The 22880-nt window shown below is 66.8% G+C and carries 20 protein-coding genes; 16 read left to right on the top strand and 4 right to left on the bottom strand.

Annotation, left to right across the window (positions count from 1 at the left end):
- Positions 1 to 5: 5 nt before the first annotated feature.
- The 7 genes from mnmA to ACFVTM_RS13615 all read left to right on the top strand — a co-directional run bounded on the left by mnmA (position 6) and on the right by ACFVTM_RS13615 (position 8562).
- Complete coding sequence (mnmA, locus tag ACFVTM_RS13645) at positions 6 to 1118, top strand: tRNA 2-thiouridine(34) synthase MnmA (RefSeq protein WP_390204008.1); 1113 nt, start codon at positions 6 to 8, stop codon at positions 1116 to 1118.
- A gap of 274 nt (positions 1119 to 1392) precedes the next feature.
- The gene (locus ACFVTM_RS13640) at positions 1393 to 3021 is read left to right on the top strand and encodes an ABC transporter substrate-binding protein (RefSeq protein ID WP_390204007.1); all 1629 of its coding nucleotides are present in this window, start codon (positions 1393 to 1395) and stop codon (positions 3019 to 3021) included.
- 133 nt (positions 3022 to 3154) lie between these two features.
- Positions 3155 to 4246, top strand: a complete 1092-nt coding sequence (locus ACFVTM_RS13635; protein ID WP_390204006.1) for an ABC transporter permease — start codon at positions 3155 to 3157, stop codon at positions 4244 to 4246.
- A 2-nt stretch (positions 4247 to 4248) separates the two neighbouring features.
- Positions 4249 to 5262: an ABC transporter permease gene (locus ACFVTM_RS13630; protein WP_390204005.1), complete on the top strand. Its 1014-nt coding sequence runs from the start codon at positions 4249 to 4251 to the stop codon at positions 5260 to 5262.
- Entirely contained in the window at positions 5259 to 6959 is a 1701-nt protein-coding gene (locus tag ACFVTM_RS13625) for an ABC transporter ATP-binding protein (protein ID WP_390204004.1), read from the top strand. The genes ACFVTM_RS13630 and ACFVTM_RS13625 overlap by 4 nt, the downstream gene beginning before the upstream one ends.
- Before the next feature lie 140 nt (positions 6960 to 7099).
- Complete coding sequence (locus tag ACFVTM_RS13620) at positions 7100 to 7516, top strand: chorismate mutase (protein ID WP_390204003.1); 417 nt, start codon at positions 7100 to 7102, stop codon at positions 7514 to 7516.
- A gap of 2 nt (positions 7517 to 7518) precedes the next feature.
- Entirely contained in the window at positions 7519 to 8562 is a 1044-nt protein-coding gene (locus ACFVTM_RS13615; RefSeq protein ID WP_390204002.1) for a hypothetical protein, read from the top strand.
- A 55-nt stretch (positions 8563 to 8617) separates the two neighbouring features.
- Here ACFVTM_RS13615 and ACFVTM_RS13610 read toward each other — a convergent pair whose 3' ends face one another.
- Positions 8618 to 9325 (bottom strand): DUF4166 domain-containing protein, encoded by a 708-nt coding sequence (locus tag ACFVTM_RS13610; protein ID WP_390204001.1) that lies wholly within the window; start codon positions 9323 to 9325, stop codon positions 8618 to 8620.
- A 181-nt stretch (positions 9326 to 9506) separates the two neighbouring features.
- On the opposite strand from ACFVTM_RS13610, the gene mtrA reads away from it, so the two are divergent.
- The 7 genes from mtrA (at position 9507) to secA (ending at position 19988) form a co-directional block, all read left to right on the top strand.
- On the top strand, positions 9507 to 10181 hold the full coding sequence (gene mtrA / locus ACFVTM_RS13605) for an MtrAB system response regulator MtrA (RefSeq protein WP_026538469.1): 675 nt from the start codon (positions 9507 to 9509) through the stop codon (positions 10179 to 10181).
- Positions 10182 to 10233: 52 nt separating this feature from the next.
- Positions 10234 to 12192, top strand: coding sequence for an MtrAB system histidine kinase MtrB (mtrB, locus tag ACFVTM_RS13600; RefSeq protein WP_390204000.1), 1959 nt, complete (start codon positions 10234 to 10236; stop codon positions 12190 to 12192).
- The gene (locus tag ACFVTM_RS13595) at positions 12189 to 13907 is read left to right on the top strand and encodes an LpqB family beta-propeller domain-containing protein (RefSeq protein WP_390203999.1); all 1719 of its coding nucleotides are present in this window, start codon (positions 12189 to 12191) and stop codon (positions 13905 to 13907) included. The genes mtrB and ACFVTM_RS13595 overlap by 4 nt, the downstream gene beginning before the upstream one ends.
- A 74-nt stretch (positions 13908 to 13981) precedes the next feature.
- Complete coding sequence (locus ACFVTM_RS13590) at positions 13982 to 15004, top strand: ComF family protein (RefSeq protein ID WP_390203998.1); 1023 nt, start codon at positions 13982 to 13984, stop codon at positions 15002 to 15004.
- A 170-nt stretch (positions 15005 to 15174) separates the two neighbouring features.
- On the top strand, positions 15175 to 15900 hold the full coding sequence (gene hpf, locus ACFVTM_RS13585) for a ribosome hibernation-promoting factor, HPF/YfiA family (RefSeq protein WP_390203997.1): 726 nt from the start codon (positions 15175 to 15177) through the stop codon (positions 15898 to 15900).
- Between the two features lie 32 nt (positions 15901 to 15932).
- On the top strand, positions 15933 to 17165 hold the full coding sequence (locus tag ACFVTM_RS13580; RefSeq protein WP_390203996.1) for a winged helix-turn-helix domain-containing protein: 1233 nt from the start codon (positions 15933 to 15935) through the stop codon (positions 17163 to 17165).
- 84 nt (positions 17166 to 17249) lie between these two features.
- A complete protein-coding gene (gene secA / locus ACFVTM_RS13575) occupies positions 17250 to 19988 on the top strand; it encodes a preprotein translocase subunit SecA (protein ID WP_390203995.1) in 2739 nt (912 codons plus the stop codon).
- Positions 19989 to 20171: 183 nt separating this feature from the next.
- Here secA and ACFVTM_RS13570 read toward each other — a convergent pair whose 3' ends face one another.
- Positions 20172 to 20654, bottom strand: a complete 483-nt coding sequence (locus ACFVTM_RS13570) for an Rv3235 family protein (protein ID WP_390203994.1) — start codon at positions 20652 to 20654, stop codon at positions 20172 to 20174.
- Positions 20655 to 20705: 51 nt separating this feature from the next.
- Here ACFVTM_RS13570 and ACFVTM_RS13565 point away from each other — a divergent pair, with 51 nt between their 5' ends.
- Positions 20706 to 20867 (top strand): hypothetical protein, encoded by a 162-nt coding sequence (locus ACFVTM_RS13565; RefSeq protein ID WP_390203993.1) that lies wholly within the window; start codon positions 20706 to 20708, stop codon positions 20865 to 20867.
- Here ACFVTM_RS13565 and ACFVTM_RS13560 read toward each other — a convergent pair.
- The gene (locus ACFVTM_RS13560; protein WP_390203992.1) at positions 20864 to 21688 is read right to left on the bottom strand and encodes a LysM peptidoglycan-binding domain-containing protein; all 825 of its coding nucleotides are present in this window, start codon (positions 21686 to 21688) and stop codon (positions 20864 to 20866) included. The two genes, ACFVTM_RS13565 and ACFVTM_RS13560, sit on opposite strands and share 4 nt — an antisense overlap.
- A gap of 232 nt (positions 21689 to 21920) precedes the next feature.
- On the opposite strand from ACFVTM_RS13560, the gene ACFVTM_RS13555 reads away from it, so the two are divergent.
- The gene (locus ACFVTM_RS13555; protein ID WP_390203991.1) at positions 21921 to 22490 is read left to right on the top strand and encodes a hypothetical protein; all 570 of its coding nucleotides are present in this window, start codon (positions 21921 to 21923) and stop codon (positions 22488 to 22490) included.
- Between the two features lie 60 nt (positions 22491 to 22550).
- On the opposite strand, the gene ACFVTM_RS13550 is transcribed toward ACFVTM_RS13555, so the two are convergent.
- The gene (locus ACFVTM_RS13550; RefSeq protein ID WP_018775212.1) at positions 22551 to 22772 is read right to left on the bottom strand and encodes a helix-turn-helix domain-containing protein; all 222 of its coding nucleotides are present in this window, start codon (positions 22770 to 22772) and stop codon (positions 22551 to 22553) included.
- Positions 22773 to 22880 lie beyond the last annotated feature (108 nt).

Raw genomic sequence — 22880 nt, 5'->3', positions numbered from 1 at the left:
TCAGCATGCGAGTTCTTGCAGCCATGAGCGGCGGCGTTGATTCCGCCGTTGCCGCCGCCCGCGCCGTCGAGGCGGGGCACGACGTCGTCGGCGTCCACCTCGCGCTGTCCAGGATGCCGGGCACCCTGCGGACCGGCAGCCGCGGCTGCTGCACGATCGAGGACTCCCGTGACGCCTGGCGCGCCTGCGACATCCTCGGGATCCCGTACTACGTGTGGGACTTCTCGGAACGCTTCAAGGAAGATGTGGTCCAGGACTTCATCGATGAATACGCCGCCGGGCGCACCCCCAACCCGTGCATGCGCTGCAACGAGCGCATCAAGTTCGCCGCGCTGCTGGAAAAGGCGATCGCGCTGGGCTTCGACGCCGTGTGTACCGGCCACTACGCCAAGGTCATCACCGACGCCGACGGAAATCCCGAGCTGCACCGCGCCGCCGACTGGGCCAAGGACCAGAGCTACGTGCTGGGCGTGCTCACCCACGAGCAGCTCAAGCACTCCATGTTTCCGCTCGCGGAAACGCCGTCCAAGGCCGAGGTCCGCGCAGAAGCGGAGCGCCGCGGGCTCTCTGTGGCCAACAAGCCGGACAGCCACGACATCTGCTTCATCCCCGACGGCGACACCGCAGGCTGGCTTGCCGAGAAGATCGACATGACCACCGGTGACATCGTGGACGAGTCCGGCGCGAAGGTCGGCGAGCACCCGGGCGCCAACGCGTTCACCGTGGGCCAGCGCCGTGGGCTCAAGCTAGGCACGCCGGCCGCGGACGGCAAGCCGCGGTTCGTGCTCGAGATCCGGCCCAAGGAAAACAAGGTGGTGGTGGGCCCGGAGGCGCTGCTCGCCATCGACGAGATCCGCGGCATCAAAGTGTCCTGGGCGGGGCTGCCCATCGCCGAGGTCGCCACCTGCGCGGAGTTCGACTGCTACGCCCAGGTCCGTGCCCACGGCGACCCGGTTCCCGCCCGCGCGCACATGGCCGGTGACGAGCTCGTGGTCACCCTCGCCGAGCCGCTGCGCGGCGTGGCCCCGGGCCAGACTGTGGTGCTCTACCAGGGCAGCCGCGTGCTGGGCCAGGCCACGATCGATGCCGCTCGCTCGCTGCAGCGGGCCGCGCTCTAGGCGCCCGCAACACCGAATCCCGCACAACGAATCCGCGAAGGGTCCCGCCGCATGGCGGGGCCCTTCGTCGTCTGTAGACCGAAGATCCGGGCGGAATCCTGAAGAAAATGAGAGAAACCTTCGAATCGTGTAAATTTTGTGTCTCAACTCACAAAATTCAACGATTCACCGAATGGTTGTCTGGTTGAATCTAGGAACCAACAAGCGTGCCGCCCGGCGAGTCACTCATTTCGCTTCGGGCTGCGCTAGAACGCATCGAACAGAAAGTTCACAGATGGCAATGAACAAAAAGGCCTGGCAGAGCGTTATCGCGCTGGCCGGGGTTTCCGCCTTTGCACTGACGGCCTGCACTGGGCCGACCGGGGGCGCTGGCGGGTCATCAGCCGCAGCAAGCGGTCCGATCGCCTACGGCACCACGGACAAGGTCACCGCCTTGGACCCGGCGGGCTCGTACGATAACGGTTCGTTCATGGTGATGAACCAGATCTACTCCTTCCTGCTCAACTCCAAGCCGGGCAGCGCCGAGCCCGTTCCGGACCTGGCAGAGTCGGCGTCCTTCACCTCGCCGACCGAGTACACGGTCAAGCTCAAGCCGGGACTGAAGTGGGCCAACGGCCACACGCTCGACTCCAAGGACGTCAAGTTCTCCTTCGACCGGCAGACCAAGATCAACGATCCCGCCGGTCCCGCCAGCCTGCTGACCAACATCGAAAGCGTCACCGCTCCCGATGCCAACACTGTCGTCTTCAAACTGAAGCTGGCCAACGACCAGACCTTCGCGCAGATCCTCAGCAGCCCCGCCGCGCCGATCGTGGACGATGAAGTCTTCCCGGCCGACAAACTGCTTGACGACGACTCGATCGTCAAAGCCAAGGCCTTCTACGGCCAGTACGTCATCGACACGTACAAGAAGAACGAGTTGATCAGCTTCAAGGCGAACCCTGACTACCAGGGAGTCCTCGGCAAGCCGGCCAACGACGCCGCCACGATCAAGTACTACGCCGATCCCACCAACATGAAGCTGGACATCCAGCAGGGCAACATCGACGTCGCAAACCGCAGCCTCAGCGCCACCGACGTCGATGACCTGAAGAAGGACTCCAAGGTCAAGGTCAACGTGGGTCCCGGCGGCGAAATCCGCTACATCACGTTCAACTTTGACACCATGCCCTTCGGTGCGAAGACGCCGGAGGCCGATCCGGCCAAGGCCACCGCCGTCCGCCAGGCCATCGCCAACCTCGTTGACCGCCAGGCCATCGCTGACCAGGTCTACAAGGGCACCTACCTGCCCCTGTACTCCAACGTTCCCAACGGCTTCCTCGGCGCCAACGAATCGTTCAAGGACGCATACGGCGACGCCGGCAAGCCCAGCCTGGACAAGGCCAAGAAGGTCCTGGCCGACGCCGGCGTGACGACGCCTGTGTCGATGAACCTGCAGTACAACCCGGACCACTACGGCAAGTCCTCCGGCGATGAGTACGCCATGATCAAGGACCAACTGGAGAAGTCCGGTCTGTTCAAGGTCAACCTGCAGTCCACGGAATGGGTCACGTACAGCAAGGCCAGCCGGGCTGACGAATACCCCCTGTTCCAGTTCGGCTGGTTCCCGGACTTCAGCGACGCCGACAACTACCTGACGCCGTTCTTCCCGGAGGGCGGCTTCCTGAAGAACCACTACAACAACCCTACGGTCAACGACCTGATCAGCAAGCAGCTCACGACCGCCGACAAGACTGAGCGCGAGGCCACGATCAAGGATGCGCAGAATGCCCTCGCCAAGGACATCTCCACGCTTCCGTTGCTCCAGGGCGCGCAGATTGCCATTTCCGGCAGCGGCGTCAAGGGTGTCGATACCACCCTCGATGCCTCCTTCAAGTTCCGTTTGGGAACTGTTTCCAAGTAGGGCTGCAACCCTGCTGTCCTGACCAGCCTGCGAGGCGGGGCGCCCTCGAGGCGCCCCGCCTTTGCTGGTCATTGCCGCACCTTGCGGTTCACGCGGCCGGCCCATGGCCGCGAAAGCACAATTTTAGGTACCAATGACAACATTGACAGAGGCGCCGCTTAACGACGCCGACGGACTCCTTCCGTCCAAGAAAAAATCCTCGGGTGGGGGCTTGGGGACGTACATCCTGGTCCGGTTCTTCCTGATCATTCCGACCATTTTCATCCTGGTGACTTTGGTCTTTTTCCTGATGCGGGTCATCGGCGACCCCATCACCGCCGCCCAGGGCGGCAGGCTTCCGCCGGAGGCGCTTGCCCAGCGCATCCACGAAGCCGGCTACGACCGTCCGATCTTCGTGCAGTACTTTGAATACGTTGGCCAGTTGGCGACCGGCAACTTCGGCACCACCATCACCGACCGCCGCCCTGTGGTCGAAATGGTCGTCACGTTTGGCGTGGCAACGCTGGAACTGGCCATCAACGCCCTCATCGTGGCGCTGCTGGTCGGCATCCCGCTCGGGCTCATCGCCGCCTACAAGCGCGACAAGGCGCCCGACGCCTTCCTGCGGTTCTTCGCCATCCTCTGCTACGCCACCCCGGTGTTCTTCGCCGGCCTGCTGATGAAGCTGACGTTCTCCGTGGGGCTCGGCTGGTTCCCCGTGGCAGGCCGGGCCTCCACCAGAACGGAACTGGCCATGGGAAGCCTGGCCGCACCGACCGGGATCTACTGGCTGGATGCGCTGCGCAGCGGCAACATGGCTGCGTTCGGCGACGTCGCGTCCCATTCAGTCCTCCCGGCAGTAACCCTCGGGCTGCTGACGGCAGGGGTCTTCCTGCGGCTGGTCCGGACCAACGTCATCGGCACGCTGGGCAAGGACTATGTTGAGGCCGGAAGGTCCCGCGGTGTCAGCAACTTCCGGCTCGTGACCAAGCATGCCTACAAGCCTGCCCTGATTCCGATCATCACAGTCATGGGTCTGCAGATTGCCCTCCTGCTGGGCGGCGCCGTCCTTACGGAGTCCACGTTTGAGTGGAAGGGCCTCGGCTACCAGCTGGTGCAGTACCTGAACGCCCGTGACTTCGTCGCCGTCCAGGGCATCGTTGTACTGCTGGCGGTCATTGTTGCCGTCACGAACTTCATCGTGGACGTCGCCGCCGCCCTGATCGACCCGCGAGTGAGGTACTAGCCATGAACGCAACCAAAGTAAGCGGGCGCAAGCAGCCCTTCTTCTACCGGCTGCCGGTGGTTTCGCATTTCCGGACGAGCGTCGGGCTGCAGCGCGGCATGCTCGTCACCGGCCTGGTGCTCACTGTCGGCTTCCTGCTGACGGCCGTGTTTGCGCCGTGGATCGCGCCCTACGGCTTTGCCCAGCTCAGCGACGCCGCCGGTCCCTTCCCGACCCAGCAGCCCCCCAGCCCGGCCCACATCTGGGGCACCACGGTGGGCGGCTATGACGTCTTTTCCCGGGTGATCTGGGGTGCCCAGACGGCCGCGGTGGTCATCATCGTCGCCGTGGCCATGTCGATCTTCCTGGGCGTTGCCCTAGGCCTCCTCAGCGGCTACTTCGGCGGCTGGCTGGACCGGATGCTGGTGGTGATCGCCGATGCGATCTACGCTTTCCCGTCGCTCCTGCTGGCCATCGTGATGTCCATTGTCATCAGCCACGGCCAGTCCAGTTTCTGGGGCGGCATCGTTGCCTGCTCCATCTCCATCTCCGTGGTCTTCGTCCCGCAGTACTTCCGCGTGATCCGTGCAGAGACCATCCGTCTGAAGGCGGAGCCTTACGTCGAATCAGCCAAGGTGGTGGGTGCTTCAAGCACCCGCATCATGGGCCGCCACATCTTCAAGAACGCAACCCGCACGCTGCCGCTGATTTTCACGCTGAATGCTTCCGAAGCGATCCTGACGCTGGCGGGGCTGGGCTTCCTGGGCTTCGGCATCGAACCGACCTCCGCCGCAGAGTGGGGCTTCGACCTCAACAAGGCCATTGCCGACGCCTCCTCGGGCATCTGGTGGACAGGCGTCTACCCCGGTACAGCGATCGTCCTGACCGTCCTTGGGCTGACCCTCGTCGGTGAGAGCATCAACGACCTCAACGATCCCCGACTGCGGGGCCGCAAGAAGGCTGTGGCAGGCAAGGGCGGACCCGATTCCTCCGCCGGTGCCCAGGCCGCCCTTGAAGCAGAATCGAGAGTCCTATGACCACAAATATCGACAAGCACGGCAACGACGCCGGCCCCGTCCTGGACATCGACAGCCTTAAAGTCACGTTCGCCACCGACGCCGGGGATGTCTACGCCGTCAAAGACGTCAGCCTCGAGGTCAACCCGGGCGAGGTTGTCGCCATTGTCGGCGAATCGGGATCCGGCAAGACCGTGACAGCCAAGACCATCCTGGGCCTGCTGCCGGAAACGGCGACCAGCCAGGGCGCAGTCCTGATCAACGGCAACAACGTCATCAGCGTCAGCGAGGCCAAGCTGCGGGAGATCCGGGGCCGTGACGTGGCCATGGTGTTCCAGGAACCATCCACCGCCCTTAACCCGGTCTTTACGGTGGGCTGGCAGATTGCCGAAGGCATCCGCGCGCACGCCGGCACCGGCGGCGGCAAGGTCTCGGCCAAGGACGCCAAGGCGCGGGCCATCGAAGCGCTCCGCAAAGTGGGCATCCCGGACCCGGACACGCGGGTCAACTACTACCCACACCAGTTTTCGGGCGGACAGAAGCAGCGCGTCGTCATTGCCGCCGCGCTTGCCCTGAACCCCGGGCTCATCGTGGCGGACGAGCCGACCACCGCCCTGGACGTCACCGTCCAGGCGGAGATACTTGAACTGCTCCGGGACCTGCGCGACAACTACGGCACATCCATCGTGCTGATCACGCACAATATGGGCGTGGTCGCGGACCTCGCCGACCGCGTGGTGGTCATGTACCAGGGTGACGTCGTGGAGGAGGCGCCCTCTCGGGTGCTGTTCGCCCAGCCCAAGGAGGACTACACCAAGAAACTCCTCGCCGCCGTCCCGCACCTGGGCCGCAACTCCGCTTCCGTTGGCATGGTGGAGCGCGCCCACCAGGGCGGCAAAGTTCTGGTCGAAGCAAAGAACCTGACCATCGAGTACCCGGGACGGCTGGGCAGTCCGGCCTTCAAGGCCGTCGACGGCGTCAGCTTCACAGTGTCCGAAGGCGAAGTCTTCGGCCTGGTAGGGGAGTCGGGTTCCGGCAAGACCACCATTGGCCGGGCTATCGCCGGCCTCAACCGGACCACGGGCGGCAGCCTGAACGTGCTGGGCTACGAAATGCTGAACTTCAAGGAGCGCACCTTCAAGCCGCTCCGCAAGGAGATCGGCTTCGTGTTCCAGGACCCTGCGGCCTCGTTCAACCCCCAGTTGACCATCGGCGACTGTGTGGCGGAACCGCTCATCATCCACTCCAACCCGACCCCGGCCGAGGCGCGCAAGCGCGTCGGCGAGCTGCTCGAGTCTGTGCAGCTGCCGGCGTCGTACGCTGACCGTTTCCCGCACGAACTCTCCGGCGGGCAGCGCCAGCGCGCTTCGCTTGCCCGGGCGCTCATCCTGAACCCGAAGCTGCTCATCGCCGATGAGCCGACCTCGGCCCTGGACGTGTCCGTGCAGGCCGTGGTGCTGGAGCTGTTCAAGGAGATCCAGCAGGAGTTCGGCTTCGCGGCGCTGTTCATCAGCCACGACCTCGCCGTGGTGGACATGCTCTCCCACTGGGTCGGCGTGCTCTACAAGGGCAAGATGGTGGAGCAGGGCCTGGGCAACCAGGTGATGGGCAACCCGCAGCACGACTACACGAAGAAACTCATCGCATCCTTGCCCGTTCCGGATCCCGATGAGCAGGCCAGGCGCCGCGAGGCGTTCCGGGCCGTGCTTCACAGCTAGGCACACTGTCCCTTGGTGTGCAGGACATGCCCGCCGTTCACAATGAACGGCGGGCATGTCCCTTTTGGGCATCCGGCCGGGCCCCTGCAACGGTGCTTAACAGCGGAAGGCATTAGCCGCCGTGCCCCTAGACTGGATCAATGACCGAGCAGAACCTCAATCTTCCCGAAACCGATTCCTACGACCCGGCGGCAAGTTCCCTGGCCGGTTCCGTGGACCCCGCGGTGATGGCGGAGCTGTTGTCGATCCGCTCCAGCATCGACAACATCGATGCCACCCTCGTCTTCCTCCTGGCCGAGCGGTTCAAAGCCACCCAGAAGGTCGGCTTCCTCAAGGCCGCACACCAACTTCCCGCCGGGGACCCCGGCCGGGAAACGGCGCAGATCGCCCGGCTGCGGCACCTCGCCGCCGAGGCCCACCTGGACCCGGCCTTCGCGGAGAAATTCCTGAACTTCATCATCGGGGAGGTCATCCGCCACCACGAGGCCATCGCCGAAGACCACCAAGCCGCCCAGTCCTCCGGCGCCGCGGACGCGGCCCGTACCGCAGACGCCTGACCATGGCCGGAACAGCCCTGCCCGCTCCCGGCCAGGTGACCGCGACCGGTCTTGGCCCCTGGCCCGGCGAGGACCCGGCCGAGGCCGCCCGCACCATCCGCGGTGAACTGGGCAGCCCCCACCTGCCTTTCCTTGCCGAACTTCCCGACCGCGGCGTCGGCTCCGACGCCCTGGGCCGGACCGCCTCCCTGCTCGTGGAACTCGCCATCGACGTCCAGCCACACGGCTGGCGGTTGGTGGACCGTCCCGGCAAGGACCTGCAGCGGGCCAAATCAGCCCTGTCCACTGACATCAACATCCTGGCGGACGTGATCGGGGTCGAGGAAGCGCCGTCGGAGGACATCAAGATCCAGCTGCGCGGGCCGCTCAGCCTGGCCGCCGGGCTGCACCTGCACAACGGCGAACGGGCCCTGATCGACTACGGCGCCCGCCGGGACATCGCGGCCTCGCTCGCAGCGGGCGTGGAAAGTTACCTCAAGCGGGTGGCCGAGGCCGCCCCCGGCGCCCGGATCGTGGTCCAGGTCGACGAACCGGAAATTGCCTCCGTGCTGGCCGGCACCATTCCCACCGCCAGCGGATACCGGACCCTGCGTTCCGTGCCGGGCCGCGAAGTCACCGAGTCCTGGCAGCTCGTCATTGACGCGCTCCGGGCCGCGGGCGCCGTCGAAACCGTCGTGGCCGTCTCCGAAGTCGAGGCGCCGTTCGAGCGGATCCTGGCGGCGGGCGCGGACGGCATCGCCGTGCCGCTCCGGGCATTGACCTCGCGCCAGTGGGAGCAGCTCGCCGGCGCGGTGGAGGCCGGCAAGCGGCTCTGGGCCGGCGCGCTGGAGGTGGCCGATCCCTTCGCGGCGCTGCCACGGGTGGGCGAGGCCGTGGAGAACGTGTGGCGGCCGTGGCGGCAGCTGGGACTTCCCGCATCCGCGCTGGGGTCGCTGCGAGTCACGCCGTCGGAGGGTCTGGCGCTGCACACACCGGCCACGGCCAAGGCGGTCCTGACCCGGCTGACGCAGGTGGCGGACGGCCTCAACCAGCTCGCCCTCGGCTGACCGCCGCCGTCGGGGCTGCCGCCGCCGGGGCTGCTGCCGCCGCCGGCCGGGGGGATCAGACCCTGCTCTCCCAGCCCTCCGGACGGGCATGCGCGGGCAGGTAGCCGGGCGTCGCAACACCGCCGGGGTAGGGTTCCAGCCGGTAGTCGAAGTGGCCGGCGTACACCAGGACCAGGCCCAGCTGAGGCTGGATCACCTTGACCTGGATCCGGTGGCGTCCGCCGTCGTGCGGTTCCCACCACTGCTCGGCATAGGCCTTGGCGTCGAGCGCCGCCGGCAGCGGAATCCGCAGTGGACCCAGGAACAGCCGGGATGCCTCGGACACACCGCGGAGCCGGCCCTCGGGCGTGACGCTGAGATTGAGGTCGGTGGTGAGCCGCCGGAACCGGCCCACGTAGTCCACGAGCCGGGGCCGGCCCCCGGATTCGTCAAGGCTGGTGGTGTCATGGAACAGCCGGGTGGTTCCTGGGAAGAAGATCTCGCGCCGGGCCGTCAGGCTTGACCGGCCGAACGGGTCCAGATGGGCGTGGTTCTCGATCCGGAACCGAACGCCTTCGCCGTACTCGGGGAAGAAGGCCTGCTCGCCGGCGGTGAGCCGCAGCAGCGGCCGCAGCCAGGCCTGCCGGCAGCCGACGACGTCGAAGACCCCCTCGCCGACGCCGTAGTGGCCGGACCCCGGCGCCAAGGCGAAGTATTCTTGGAGTTCCGGCTGCAGTCGGGCAAAGTCAGTGCCCAGGGCGCGCCTGTAGATGGGGGTGCTCACGGGTTCCTCCTGCGGTCCGGGCCGGTGTACGGGGCCTTCCCACAGCATGCAGGACAACGCGGCAATTGTCACAACTTTCCGGGGCAGCAGCACGGTCCGGGCCGCCACGGCACGCGCGCCTGCGCCATGCCGGTGGGCCGCCCGATACGACAAAGCCAATTCAATGGGGGAATATATAACTATGAAGGCACGCATTCTGGTAGTGGACGATGACGAGGCGCTCGCCGAGATGATCGGTATTGTGCTGCGCAACGACGGCTTCGAGCCCGTCTTCTGCGCCGACGGAGCACAGGCGCTGGACGTGTTCCGCTCCTCCAAACCGGACCTCGTCCTGCTCGACCTGATGCTTCCGGGCATGGACGGCATTGAAGTCTGCCGCCAGGTCCGTGCCGAGTCTGACGTCCCGATCGTGATGCTGACCGCCAAGGCGGACACCTCGGATGTGGTCCGCGGCCTGGAGTCCGGGGCCGATGACTACGTGCCCAAGCCCTTCAAACCCGCCGAGCTCGTCGCCCGTGTCCGGGCCCGGCTCCGTCCGGGCGACCAGAAGGCCCCGGAAACGCTGCGGATCGCCGACGTCACGATCGACGTCGCCGGCCACCTGGTCAGCCGCGGCAACGACCGGATCTCCCTGACGCCGCTTGAATTCGACCTCCTTGTTGCCTTGGCCCGCAAGCCCTGGCAAGTGTTTACGCGTGAGCTGCTCCTGGAACAGGTCTGGGGCTACCGGCACGCCGCCGACACCCGGCTGGTCAATGTCCATGTCCAGCGGCTGAGGTCCAAGATCGAACGTGATCCTGAAGCCCCCGAAGTTGTATTGACGGTCCGTGGTGTCGGCTACAAAGCAGGTTCCTGAGCCTGCGGACCGCCGTGTCCCGCAGAGCATAGCGACGGCGGAGTCGCCGGAGATGACGCCGGACACGGTGCCGGCAGACCCGCCCGCCCTGCCCGACGTCGAGCGCGCACCGACGTCGCCCGCAGAGTCGTCCGCACTGCCCGCCGTCGGGCCCGTGACGCCGCCTACAGGCGGCGGACCGGGCCTTTGGCGAAGACTCGCCTTCCGGACCCGGCTGTGGGCCAAACGCGCGAGGATCGTTGGGGTCCGGGTCGCACGTCTGGTCAGGACCGGCGGGCGGCGCCTCTGGCCCGGCATCCTGTACCTGCTCCGGTCGGTGCAGAAGAAGTGGCGGCGTTCGCTGCAGTTCCGGACCGTCCTCACCACGCTCCTGCTGGCCATCGGCTCGTTCGCGGTCGTGGGCGCGTACCTGTCCAACCAGATCGCCAACAACCTGTTCCAGGAACGGCTCGCCCAGGCCGAATCGGAGACCCGCTACAACGTCAAGCAGGTCCAGGACACGTTCGACGGCGCCCAGGTCACCGACCAGTCCAGCGTCATCACGCTGGTCTACGACACCCTGAACGCCGTCGAGGGCCGCGGGTCCGTGATCCAGCGGCGCTACGTGTTCGAGGCAATGCCGGAGCAGACCAAGCCGCGCAACCGCTGGGTCGAATCCCGGGCCTCCGACCAGCTCACCATCGGCGTTATCCCCCCGGACCTGCGCAAGGCCGTGCAGGACTCCGGCAAAGACCAGTACTGGGCCTCCACGCAGTTCCCCGTGGGGACCGAAGACCGGCCCGGCATCGCCGTAGGCAACAAAGTGACCTTCAACGGCACCGTCTATGAGCTTTACCTCATCTACGACCTCAACACGGCGCAGAAGACGCTGGACGAGATCCAGAATGTCCTGCTGGCCGGCGGTGCCCTGCTGGTGCTGATGATCGGCGGCGTCGCTTGGTATGTCACCCGCAACGTGGTCAGCCCGGTCAGCCACGCCGCCGTCGTCTCCGAGAAGCTCGCCGCCGGGCAGTTGCAGGAACGTATGGTGGTCAAGGGCGAGGACGAGGTCGCCCGGCTTGGTGCCTCGTTCAACCACATGGCGGCAAGCCTCCAGGAACAAATCACGCAGCTGGCCACGCTCTCGCAGATGCAGCAGCGGTTCGTCTCCGATGTGTCCCACGAACTCCGCACGCCGCTCACCACCGTGCGCATGGCCGCGGAAGTCCTCTATGACGCCCGCGAGGAATTCGACCCCATCAACAAGCGGTCCGCGGAGCTGCTCTACAACCAGGTTGAGCGTTTCCAGTCGCTCCTGGCGGACCTCCTGGAAATTTCCCGCTTTGACGCGGGCGCGGCCACCCTCGACGCCGAACCCACGGACCTTGTGCAGCTCGTCGCGCACGTCATTGACGGAGTGGCGCCTGTCGCCGCCGAATACGGCTCCGCCGTGACCCTCAACGCCCCGGCCGGCAGCATCATCGTCGACATGGACGACCGCAGAATCGACCGGATCCTGCGCAACCTCATCCTGAACGCCCTCGAGCACGGCGAGGGCCGGCCGGTAAATGTCTCCGTGGCCGCCAATGGCACTTCAGCGGCCGTGGCCGTGCGGGATCACGGCATCGGCATGACATCGGCTGAAGCTGCCCGCGTCTTCGACCGCTTCTGGCGCGCCGATCCCGCCCGGGCCCGCACCACAGGCGGCAGCGGCCTGGGACTGTCCATCGCGGCCGAAGACACGAAGCTCCACGATGGCTGGCTGCAGGCGTGGGGGAGCAAGGGCCACGGCTCGAACTTCCGGCTGACCCTTCCGTTGCGCCGTGACGAGCCGATCACCAAGTCCCCGCTTCAGCTCGAACCGGTGAACGTCGGGCTCCCGGAGGCAGGCACCCAGCGGACCGTCGTGCTGCTGGACGCGCCGAGAACCGCGGAAGCGCAGGACGGGACTCCGGAGACCGAAGCCGGCGGGGCAAACCCGGACGGCGGCCCGGCCGTCCCCCGGGGAACCGGGACGGAGGGCAAGGCATGAGCGGTGTTTCGCGCAAATTCACCCGGGTGGGGGCTGCGCTGCTTGCTGTGCTCCTGCTCCTGCTGACCTCGTGCGCCCAGATTCCGCGCTCCGGGCCGGTGGGCAAGAGTACGGACGAGAGCGCGGGAAACCCCAACGCGCCGGTCTTCTTCCCGTCCGCGCCGCGTCCCGGCGCGGGACCCGAGGCTGTCATCGAAGACTTCTACCTGGCCGGCAGCGGCTACGAGGACGACTACGCCGTGGCCCGGCAGTACCTGACCCAGGGGTCGTCGGTGACCTGGAAGCCGGACCAGCGGGCGCTCGTCTTCCGGAAGGCCACAGTGGTGGCCACCGGCGTCGAAAACGTCTTCAACTACCGGCTCGACCTCGCCTATTCGGTGGACGCCGACGGCGTGGCCACGCAGCTGCCCGAAGGCACCACCGAGAGCATTCCGGTCACGCTGACCCAGGTGGACGGCGAGTGGCGGATCTCCGATCTCCCGGACGGCACCGCCATCCCGGAAGAGACCTTCAAGGTCATCTACGGTGCGTACCCGATTTATTTCTACGACCCCACGTTCACGTACGCCGTGCCCGATGTCCGGTGGTTCATCCGCAAGAAGACCGTCAAGGCCATGACGAGTGCCCTGCTGGGCGGACCTGCCCCGTACCTGAAGGGCGCCGTCGTCAGTGCGTTCCCGTCCGGCATCAAGCTGGCGCGCGAGTCCGTGCCCGTGGTCTCCGGTGCGGCCCAGGTCGATCTCACTGCCAAGGACCTTGTCGAGGCCTCCAACGAGGACCGGCTGCGGATGCAGACGCAGCTGGCCCTGACGTTCCGCAGCCAGCCGGATGTCATCAATGTCGAGCTCCGGGCCAACCAGGACCTGGTGCGCGTCGAGGACAACGGCACCGTCCTGCCTCCCGTCCGGGACGAAAGCATCCCCGCCTACCAGATCGCCGTCAGCAACAACGACCTGGTCCGGTACGAGAACAACCGGATCTCACCGCTGCCGGACATCCAGTCCGTCGCAGCCCTGTCACCGCGGGCACCTGCGGAGTCGATCGAGTCGCAGGCCGCCGCGTTCCTCAACGCGGCTCGCACCACGCTGTATTCGATTGTTCCGGGCCAGCCTGCCAGGGCACTGACCACGCGGGCTACCCTGTCCCGGCCGTCCTTCGGCCGGTACGACTGGGTCTGGACCGCCGGGCCGGGGGCCGCAGGCGCCACCGAGGTGGTGGCCTACCGGCCCGCCGGCGTGCCGGAGAGCGCCAGCGTGCCCACCGTGACCCTGACGCCGGGTTGGCTTGCCGGCCGGACCGTGAAGGAGTTCCGGGTCTCCCGGGACGGCACGCGCGCACTGGTTATTTCGGAGCAGAACGGGAAGAGTAAAGTCCAGATCACCGGGATCATCCGGAACGCGGACGGCACGCCGAGGGACCTGACCGTGCCCCTGACGCTCCTCACCCCCCGGGACCCGGACCAGGGAGTCTGGGTGGATGACACCACGGTCGCGGTCATGAAGGCCTCCGCCAGCGATGCCGTCACCCCCGAGCTGTTGTCCCTGACCTCCGCACAGCCGCAGCAGCTGGCGCCGTGGCCGGGGCTCACCGCGCTCAGCGCAGGCAACGGCACATCCGAGATCTACGGCCAGTCAGCGGAAGGGATCTTCCAGCGGCTGGGCAACGGCTGGTCACCGCAGCTCAAGGGCCCGATCGACCCGTCCTTCCCCGGCTGAGCAGGGTGCGGGCGTTGTCCACATAGCGGCCCGCGGCGCTGCCACCGACGGCGTCCCCGGTCCAGGGTGGGAGGATGAGCAGCCACACAGGCCCGCAGTCAGACCAGTGCACAGACCAGTGCGCAGACCAGTGCACAGGCCAGTGCACAGGCCAGTGCACAGGCCAGCAGACCGGTCACGGCCGGCCGGCCGCGGATCCGGACCTCGCCCCGGCCGCAACCACCGCGGCCCGGCACCGCGGCAGCTACGAGCGGCCGCTGGCGAGGCTGTGCGACCGGACGGCCGAGGCAGCGGCAGAGTTGCTCGCCCTGGCCATTCCCGTGGACTGCGTCTGTTGCGGCGCGGAGGACTCGGCGCTCTGCGTCGCATGCTCCCGGCAGCTCCGCCTGCTGACGCTGATGCCTTTCCGGGCAGAAGCCCAGGCTCCGGCCCTGATGGACATGGACGGCTCGGTGCTGCTGCCCGTGGTTGCGGCCGGTGCCTACCGGGCAGAGCTGGCCCAGTGCCTGTTGTCCTTCAAAAGCCATGGACAGCAGCGGCTGGCCGGCGAGCTGGCCCGGGGCCTGGCGCGGGCCCTTCAGGCCGCTGCCGGGAAGGCACAGGGGCTCGTCCTCGTCCCCGTGCCCACGAGCGCCGCCGCATTCCGCAAACGGGGTTTCAGCCCCGTCCATCTCCTGCTCCGCCGGCTCGTCCGCGGAGACGAAATCCCGCGCTTCACCGTCGCCGACGCCCTGCGAAAAACGGTACCGCCCGCGGGGAGCCGGACGCCGCTCGAACTGTTGCGGGCCGGCCGGAACGGGGAGCGCTACCTGCCCGGCGGACAGAAGGGACTGGACCGCGGCGCCCGTGCCCGGCGCGTCCGGGGGTCCATGCGGGCCAGGGCCGGGCCGTGGTCGCCGCGGGTCGCGGGACGTCCCTGCATCATCGTCGATGACGTGCTGACCACCGGCGCAACCCTGGCGGAGGCGGCCCGCGCACTCCGGGCCGCAGGGGCCACTGTCAGCGGCGCGGTGGTGCTGGCCGCGACACGCGCGCCGGCGTTTTCCGACGTCGGCGCCGCCAGGCCCCACGGCGCAGGGGCGAACGGCGGGACGTAAAAAAATAAACCGTAAAAGGATGAATAACAGGTGTCTATGAACTAACGTCGATGATGGGTACCAAGAACAGATGTACCTGTCGATAGCGGCTCGGAAAGGGGCTCGACTGTCAGTCAGATCGGCCCCGGGAAGTACCGCCGTCGTGTCACCGAAGTCATTTGGAGGGCACCATGGAGTTCATGATCAGCGGACGCAACTTGACGGTCTCAGACCGATTCCGCGAATATGCCGACGACAAGATTTCCAAGATCGCGTCGTTGGGAGACAAGGTCCAGAGGGTAGACGCGAAGGTCACCAAAGAGACCAAAGCCCGCCAGACCGCCGAATCGCTCACGGTTGAGTTGACAGTCCTGGGGCGCGGCCCGGTTATCCGCGCAGAAGCGAGTGCCGCGGACAAGTTCGCCGCGTTCGACCTCGCATACAACAAGCTTCTTGAACGCCTGCGCAGGGCCAGGGACCGCAGAAAGGTCCACCACGGACGGCACACCCCGAAGTCCGTGACCGAGGCGACAGCAGCCCTCGAACCGGCCAGCCCCAGCGAACCTCTGTACGTGGAGGCGGCGCACCAGCAGGAGAGCCAAGCACCGGCGGCGGAGAAGTCGCCGTACGATGTCGAGAACGATATTCCGGCCGGCGATTCGCCCGTGCTGATCCGCCGGAAGGTGTTCCCCGCGGCCCAGATCACCCTCGATGACGCGGTGGACAACATGGAACTTGTGGGTCACGACTTTTATCTCTTCGTGGACAAGGAAACCAAGGCGCCGTCGGTGGTCTACCGTCGCGATGGCTGGACATACGGGGTCATCTCCTTGGACCAGACGTGCGAGCCCGGACATTCGACTCTGGAAGAGAAAATCCTGGCCTACCGTTCAGAGGATGAGCCCGCCAGTGCATAAGCTGGGGCAGAACAGCCGACGAAGGGACTAACGTGCAAGCATCGCTGAGCCTGTCACAGGCACGGCGGATCGCATTGGCAGCCCAAGGATTGGACAAGGTACGGCCCGCCGGAACCGTGAGCGCACGGGCGGTGGGCCGTACCTTTGCCCGGCTGCACTTGGTCCAGATCGACTCCGTCAATGTGGTGTCCCGCAGCCACTTCCTGCCATTCTTCTCGCGGCTCGGCAACTACGACCGCGCCATCCTGCAGCGGATGGCGGGGACCCACCCCCGCCGGATGATCGAGTACTGGGCCCACGAAGCGTGCTTCATCCGCCCGGACCACTTCCACGACCTCGTGCAGTGGCAGAACCGCAAATGGGTGGGCGCACACACCATGGACCCGGAACTGCGCAACGGCGTGGCGGCCCGGGTGCTGGAAGCCCTGGCGGCCGGGAAACCCATGACAGCGGGCGAACTGACAGCCAGGCTCGGCCACGTGGAGGACCGGCAGCAGGACAACTGGGGCTGGAACTGGAATGTGGTCAAGAGGGTGCTGGAACATCTGTTCGAAGAGGGCCTTGTCTCCGCATCCTCGCGGACCGAATCCTTCGAGCGGCGGTATATGCTCACCGCCAGGGTGCTGCCCGGGCTGGGCGTAACGCAGGTGCCCGAACTGGACGCGGCAGCGGCGATGGACCGGCTGATCGACGCCGCCGCCCAGGCCCACGGTATTGGGACCGTGCGGTGTTTCGCGGACTATTTCCGGACGCCGCAGAAAGCCGCCGCCGTGGCAGTTGCGAACCTTGTGGACAGCGGCCGGCTGCAGCCGGTGGAGGTGGCCGGCTGGGACCGGCCGCTGTACCGTCACGCGGAGGCTAAACTCCCGCGTTCAGCCACCGGGCGGGCGCTCCTGAGCCCGTTCGACTCCCTGGTGTTCGAGCGCCGGCGGCTCGAGGAGCTGTTCGGGTTCCACTACCGGATCGAGATCTACACTCCGGAACCGAAGCGGAAGTTCGGCTACTACGTCCTGCCGTTCCTGCTCCGCGACGGGATCGTCGCGCGGGTGGACCTCAAGGCGGATCGGGCCGGCGGCCGGCTCCTGGTCAGGACCGCCCACGCCGAGGCCGGCGCGCCGGCGGACACCGCCGTCGAACTGGCCGCGGAACTGCAGCTCATGGCAGAGTGGCTCGGACTGGACGGGGTTGTTGTCTCGCCAGCAGGGGACCTTGCGCCGGCGCTCGCCGAAGCCGTGGCGCCCGGTAAACAGCAGTATCCGCTGTGAGGGAACAGGCGCCACCGGCCCTGCGTCTCTCCCGTAGACTGAACACGCCAGAATTCGGCAGCTTGAGACTGGGAGCAATTTCACGTGGCATCACTTATCGAAAAACTTCTCCGCACGGGTGACAAAAAAACCCTGCGGCAACTGCGGAACTATGCCGATTCCATTAATGCCCTGGAGAGCTCCTTCCAAACCTTCACGGATGCTGAGCTCCGTGAAGAGACGGACCGTCTGCGCGCACGGCACCAGGCCGGCGAAAAGCTCGACGATCTGCTGCCCGAGGCGTTCGCGGCGGTACGCGAAGCCTCCTCCCGTACCCTCGGCATGCGCCACTTCGACGTCCAGCTCATGGGCGGCGCCGCCCTGCACTTAGGCAACATCGCCGAGATGAAGACCGGTGAAGGCAAAACCCTGGTGGCCACTGCTCCGGCCTACCTCAATGCCCTCACCGGCAAGGGTGTCCACGTTGTCACCGTGAACGACTACCTCGCCGAATACCAGTCCGACCTCATGGGCCGCGTCTACCGCTTCCTCGGCCTGACCAGCGGCTGCATCCTCTCCAACCAGGACCCCGCACTGCGCCGCGAGCAGTATGCCGCGGACATCACCTACGGCACCAACAACGAATTCGGCTTCGACTACCTGCGCGACAACATGGCGTGGGACAGTTCGGAACTCGTCCAGCGCGGCCACCATTTCGCCATCGTCGACGAAGTGGACTCGATCCTCATCGACGAGGCCCGCACCCCGCTCATCATCTCCGGCCCCGCCCAGGGCGACACGAACCGCTGGTACAGCGAATTCGCCAAGGTCGTCACCCGCCTGCAGGCAGAGACCGACTACGAAGTCGATGAGAAGAAGCGCACAGTCGGCGTCCTCGAGGCCGGCATTGAAAAGGTCGAGGACTACCTCGGCATCCACAACCTCTACGAGTCCGCCAACACCCCGCTGATCGGCTTCCTGAACAACGCCATCAAGGCCAAGGAGCTGTTCAAGCGGGACAAGGACTACGTCATCCTCGACGGCGAGGTGCTGATCGTCGATGAGCACACAGGCCGCATCCTCGCCGGCCGACGCTACAACGAGGGCATGCACCAGGCCATCGAAGCCAAGGAAGGCGTCGAGATCAAGGCCGAGAACCAGACCCTCGCCACCGTCACACTGCAGAACTACTTCCGCATGTACGACAAGCTCGCGGGCATGACCGGCACAGCCGAGACCGAGGCCGCCGAGTTCATGAGCACCTACAAGCTCGGCGTCGTGGCGATCCCCACCAACCGCGACATGCAGCGCGCCGACCAGGCCGACCTCGTCTACAAGAACGAGACGGTCAAGTTCGACGCCGTAGTCCAGGACATCGCCGAACGCCACGAAAAGGGCCAGCCGGTCCTCGTCGGCACTACCAGCGTCGAGAAGAGCGAATACCTCTCCCGGCTGCTGGCCAAGGAAGGCGTCCGGCACGAGGTCCTGAACGCCAAGAACCACGCGCGGGAAGCGTCCATTGTGGCCCAGGCTGGCCGCAAGGGCGCCGTCACCGTCGCGACCAACATGGCCGGCCGCGGTACCGACATCATGCTCGGCGGCAACGCGGAGTTCACCGCCGTCGCCGAACTGGCCAAGCGGGGCCTGGACCCGGAGGAAAACTCCGAGGAATACGAGGCCGCATGGCCCGAGGCGTTCGAGTCTGCCAAGCAGGCCGTCAAGGACGAGCACGAGGAAGTCCTGAACCTGGGCGGGCTCTACGTGCTGGGTACCGAACGGCACGAGTCCCGCCGCATCGACAACCAGCTCCGCGGCCGTTCCGGACGCCAGGGCGACCCGGGCGAGTCCCGGTTCTATCTCTCGCTGACCGATGACCTGATGCGCCTGTTCAACTCCGGCGCGGCCGAACGGCTCATGAACAGCTCGGTGCCGGACGACGTCGCACTCGAATCCAAGCTCGTTTCGCGTGCCATCGCCTCGGCCCAGGGCCAGGTGGAAGGCCGCAACGCCGAGCAGCGCAAGAACGTGCTGAAGTACGACGACGTCCTGAACCGCCAGCGCGAGGCCATCTACGGTGACCGGCGCCGCATCCTGGAGGGCGATGACCTCCACGAGAAGGTCCAGTACTTCCTGGAAGACACCATCAACGCGTTCATCGACGCGGCCACGGCCGAGGGTACCGGCGATGACTGGGACTTTAACCTGCTGTGGTCCAATCTCAAGACCCTGTACCCGGTGAGCTTCACGCCGCGCGACGTCATTGACGAGGCCGGCGGCAAGTCCCGCGTCACGGTTGACTTCCTCCGGGAAGAGATCCTTTCCGATGCCCGCCTGGTCTACCAGGCCAGGGAGCAGGCGATTGGCTCGGAGAGCATGCGCGAACTGGAGCGCCGGGTGGTGCTGTCCGTCATCGGACGGAAGTGGCAGGAACACCTCTACGAGATGGACTACCTCAAGGAGGGCATCGGGCTGCGCGCCATGGCCCAGCGCGATCCGCTGGTGGAGTACCAGCGCGAGGGCTTCATCATGTTCCAGGCCATGATGGAGGCCATCCGCGAGGAGAGCGTCGGCTTCCTGTTCAACCTCGACGTCGAGGTGACACCGGCCGAGGACGTTGTAGTGGCGGACGCCGAAGGCCAGCACACCGAACATCACGAGCCGCAGATCCATGCAGCCGGGCTCGAAGCCCCGGAGAAGCCAGCGCAGCTGCAGTACACCGCCCCCGGCGAGGACGGTGCCGCCCAGACCCGGATCGAGGCGAAGAGCTCCGGGCGATCGGGAAACCCGGCCAAGGCCGCGGCGCAGGACATTGGCCGCCGCACGGCGAAGAAGAAACGGCGCTAGGCGCGACGCCAACGTACGGGAGGACCGGAGCAACTGCTCCGGTCCTCCCGTATTTCTCCGCCTCCTTTCCCTCCGGCCCGGCCCGGTGCCTGCCGGCTGTGGTCCCCGACAGGCATGTCCGGTACCGGCAGGTTCCTGCCGCTTCTGCCTGATGCTGCCTGCTTCTGCCTGTGGCCCGGCCGTTCAGCCGATTTCCAGCACCGTGACGCGCCAGGCAGCCGTGCCGCGCTCCAGCCGCAGCGCGACCGCGCGGACCCGTGATTCCTCGACCACCACGGCGCTGGCCTCGTAAACGTCATCAGAAACCCGGCAGGCCCGGACGGTCCGGACGGACGGGTTGCGGTGCAGCCGGCCCGCTGTTGGCGAGCTGCCGGAGGCGATCCTGCGGGTCAGCGCGGCGCGGTGTTGCAGGGCCGCCAGGCAGCGCGGGTCCAGGCGGCGGGAGAGCTGCTGGGCGGGCCGGGTGCCGGCCAGCACTTCGATGGCCGCCTGTACGGTGCTGCGCGAAATCGCACAAATGTCGCGGGCTTCGTCAACGACGCGCAGGGGCGGCGGGGCGGCTGCGGTCTGCACGGCCGGTGGTGCCGTGCCGGACACAACCCGGAGGGCGGGGGCATGCGGGGCTGGGGTAGCCGCGGCTGGGCGGATTCCGGTGACTGCGTTCATGACGGTTCCTTTGCTGATGCCAGATGGCTGATGGGGGCGATGCTTCCAACGGTGATGCTCCTGCGGGTGCTGATGTTCGTGCTGATGTTCGTGCTGATGTTTGTGCTGATGCTGATGCTGATGCTGATGCGGATGCGGATGCTGATGCTGGTGCGGCGTGCCCGTGCTGGATGGACCTTCGGCCGGCCCGGTTGCGGTGCGGCAGGTCCCTAGCCTCCTGGCGGGAGGGTGAGGACCTGTCCGGGCCGCAGCAGGTGCGGGTTGGGTCCGATCGCTTCGCGGTTGCCCGCATACAGCCGGGGCCAATCCCTGGCGATGTCGGCGTCGGTAGCCAGAGGACCCAGGGCCGCCGCAGCGATGCTCCACAGCGAATCACCGGACCGCACCGTGACCTCCCTGCGGGCGGGAATGTCCTGCGCGCGCACGGGGCGTGCGGCCAGCGGGCCGGGATCCACGACCGGACTCAGTGGCTTCCATCGCGGGTCCACCCCGGCAGTGACGGCGGGGACCTGCGGCTCCGGCGCCGGGGCCTGCCTGGGTGCCGGTGTCCACGATGCCGTCACCGCTGCCTGCGCGGCCAGCCCTGTACCGGGCCCGTCGGGCGCAGTGGCCGCGGTGGCCAGCGGGGCCGTAAGCAGTTGCAGCCCGACGGCGGCGAGAACCAACCGACGCATGAACGCCGGACTGAACCGGCCTGTGGCGGCCGCGGCGCGGGTCCTGCCAAGACGGTCAAGCATTGCCGCGGCGACGGCGATGGCGAGGGACATCACCCACCAGGTGATGACGATCAGCCCGGCGGTATTCGCCGCGATCCCGAGCTGGTCCTCGAAGGAAAGCGATTGCTGGCGCGCCGAAGACGACTGCCAGCGCTGGACGAGGAACCTTCCCATGCCCGCGAGGAAGATCCCCAGCAACAGGATGACGGCGGCCATGGCCGCGTCGGCGCGAAGCGCTTGCCGGGCCCAGGGCAGGCTCACGGCCCCGGGCCGGGGATTGGGTTGGGGCTGGGGATGCGGTCCCGCTGTACGGTCCATGGCTGTTGCCTCCGTTCATTTCAACTGTTTGATGCCATTTGAGGTTATTTGATGCTTCTTGATGGCCTTTATTGCCATTGAAGGAAGTCTGATCCTGTAAAGGGGCGTTTGTCTAGATGCAGTCCGCGCCCTGTGGATTGCCGGCCGGCTGTGGACTCCCCGGTACCGGTGGATTGCCCGGTGGATTCACCCGCGGATTGACCGGTGCGGTGGGCGCGCTTACGCTGGCGCCATGCGGTGGGACGCCTTGTTTGACGACATGGAGGCACAGCTGGCCGCGCGCCAGCAGCTGGATTTTGAGGCAGAAATTGCCGAGCGCGCCCTGGTGGACTCGGCGGGGGTGGAGCTCGCGGACCGGCTCCGCGGGTCCCTCGGGCTGAGGATCCGGGTGCACGTGTCTTCAGGGACGGCGTTCGAGGGGGAGCTCAGCCATGCAGGCAGCGAGGCCCTGGTTCTTGATGAGCCCCAGCATCAGGTGCTCATTCCCTATGCTGCGGCCGCGCAGTATGTGGGTCTTTCACGGGTGGCGGTCACCGAGCCGTCGGCCGTCCGCCGGCGGCTCGGTTTGGGCAACGCCCTCCGCGGGCTCGCCAGGAACCGGGCACGGGTAACAATTTTTGTCGCGCGGGGGCGGGCGGAGGCGACGCTTCACGGCGTCATTGAAACGGTTGGCCGGGATTTCCTGGACCTGGCCGTGCCCCGCGACAGCCAGGGCCGCGGTCCGGCAAATGCCCGGCAAGTCGTGAGCATTCCCTTTGGCGCCCTGGCGGGCATCAGGTCTGCCGGGGCGGCGGGCGGTTAGCGCCCGCAGGTAGCCGGGGCGGCGGGCGGTTAGCGCCCGCAGGTAGCCAGGGCCGCGGGCTCAGCTCCCGGCAGACTTCGCCTTGGCCTCTTCGATCATGCGGCTGGCCTCGGCGTAGCGTTCCTGGATGTACTGCTCGAGCATCTTCTCCTCGACGCGCCACTGGCCGCGCCCGCCCACCTGGATCGCCTTGAGCTCGCCGCTGCGAACCAGCGCATAGGCGGCCGGAGAATTGATCTGGAGCTGCTCGGCAACATCTGCGAGAGTCAGGAATCGTGGCATGAGTCCATTTTGCCACCGTTGATGCCTCTTGGTGCCGTTATCCACAGTTTGGGTCTGTTTGGCCCTGGATCTTCCGCCCGGACCGCCAGGGCGTAACAATAGGGGTGT

Origin of the sequence: Arthrobacter sp. NPDC058130, assembly GCF_042884475.1 — a bacterium.
Taxonomy (GTDB): Bacteria; Actinomycetota; Actinomycetes; order Actinomycetales; family Micrococcaceae; genus Arthrobacter.
The sequence above is the reverse complement of the archived record's forward strand: the minus strand, read 5'-3'. Positions and strand labels throughout refer to the sequence as shown.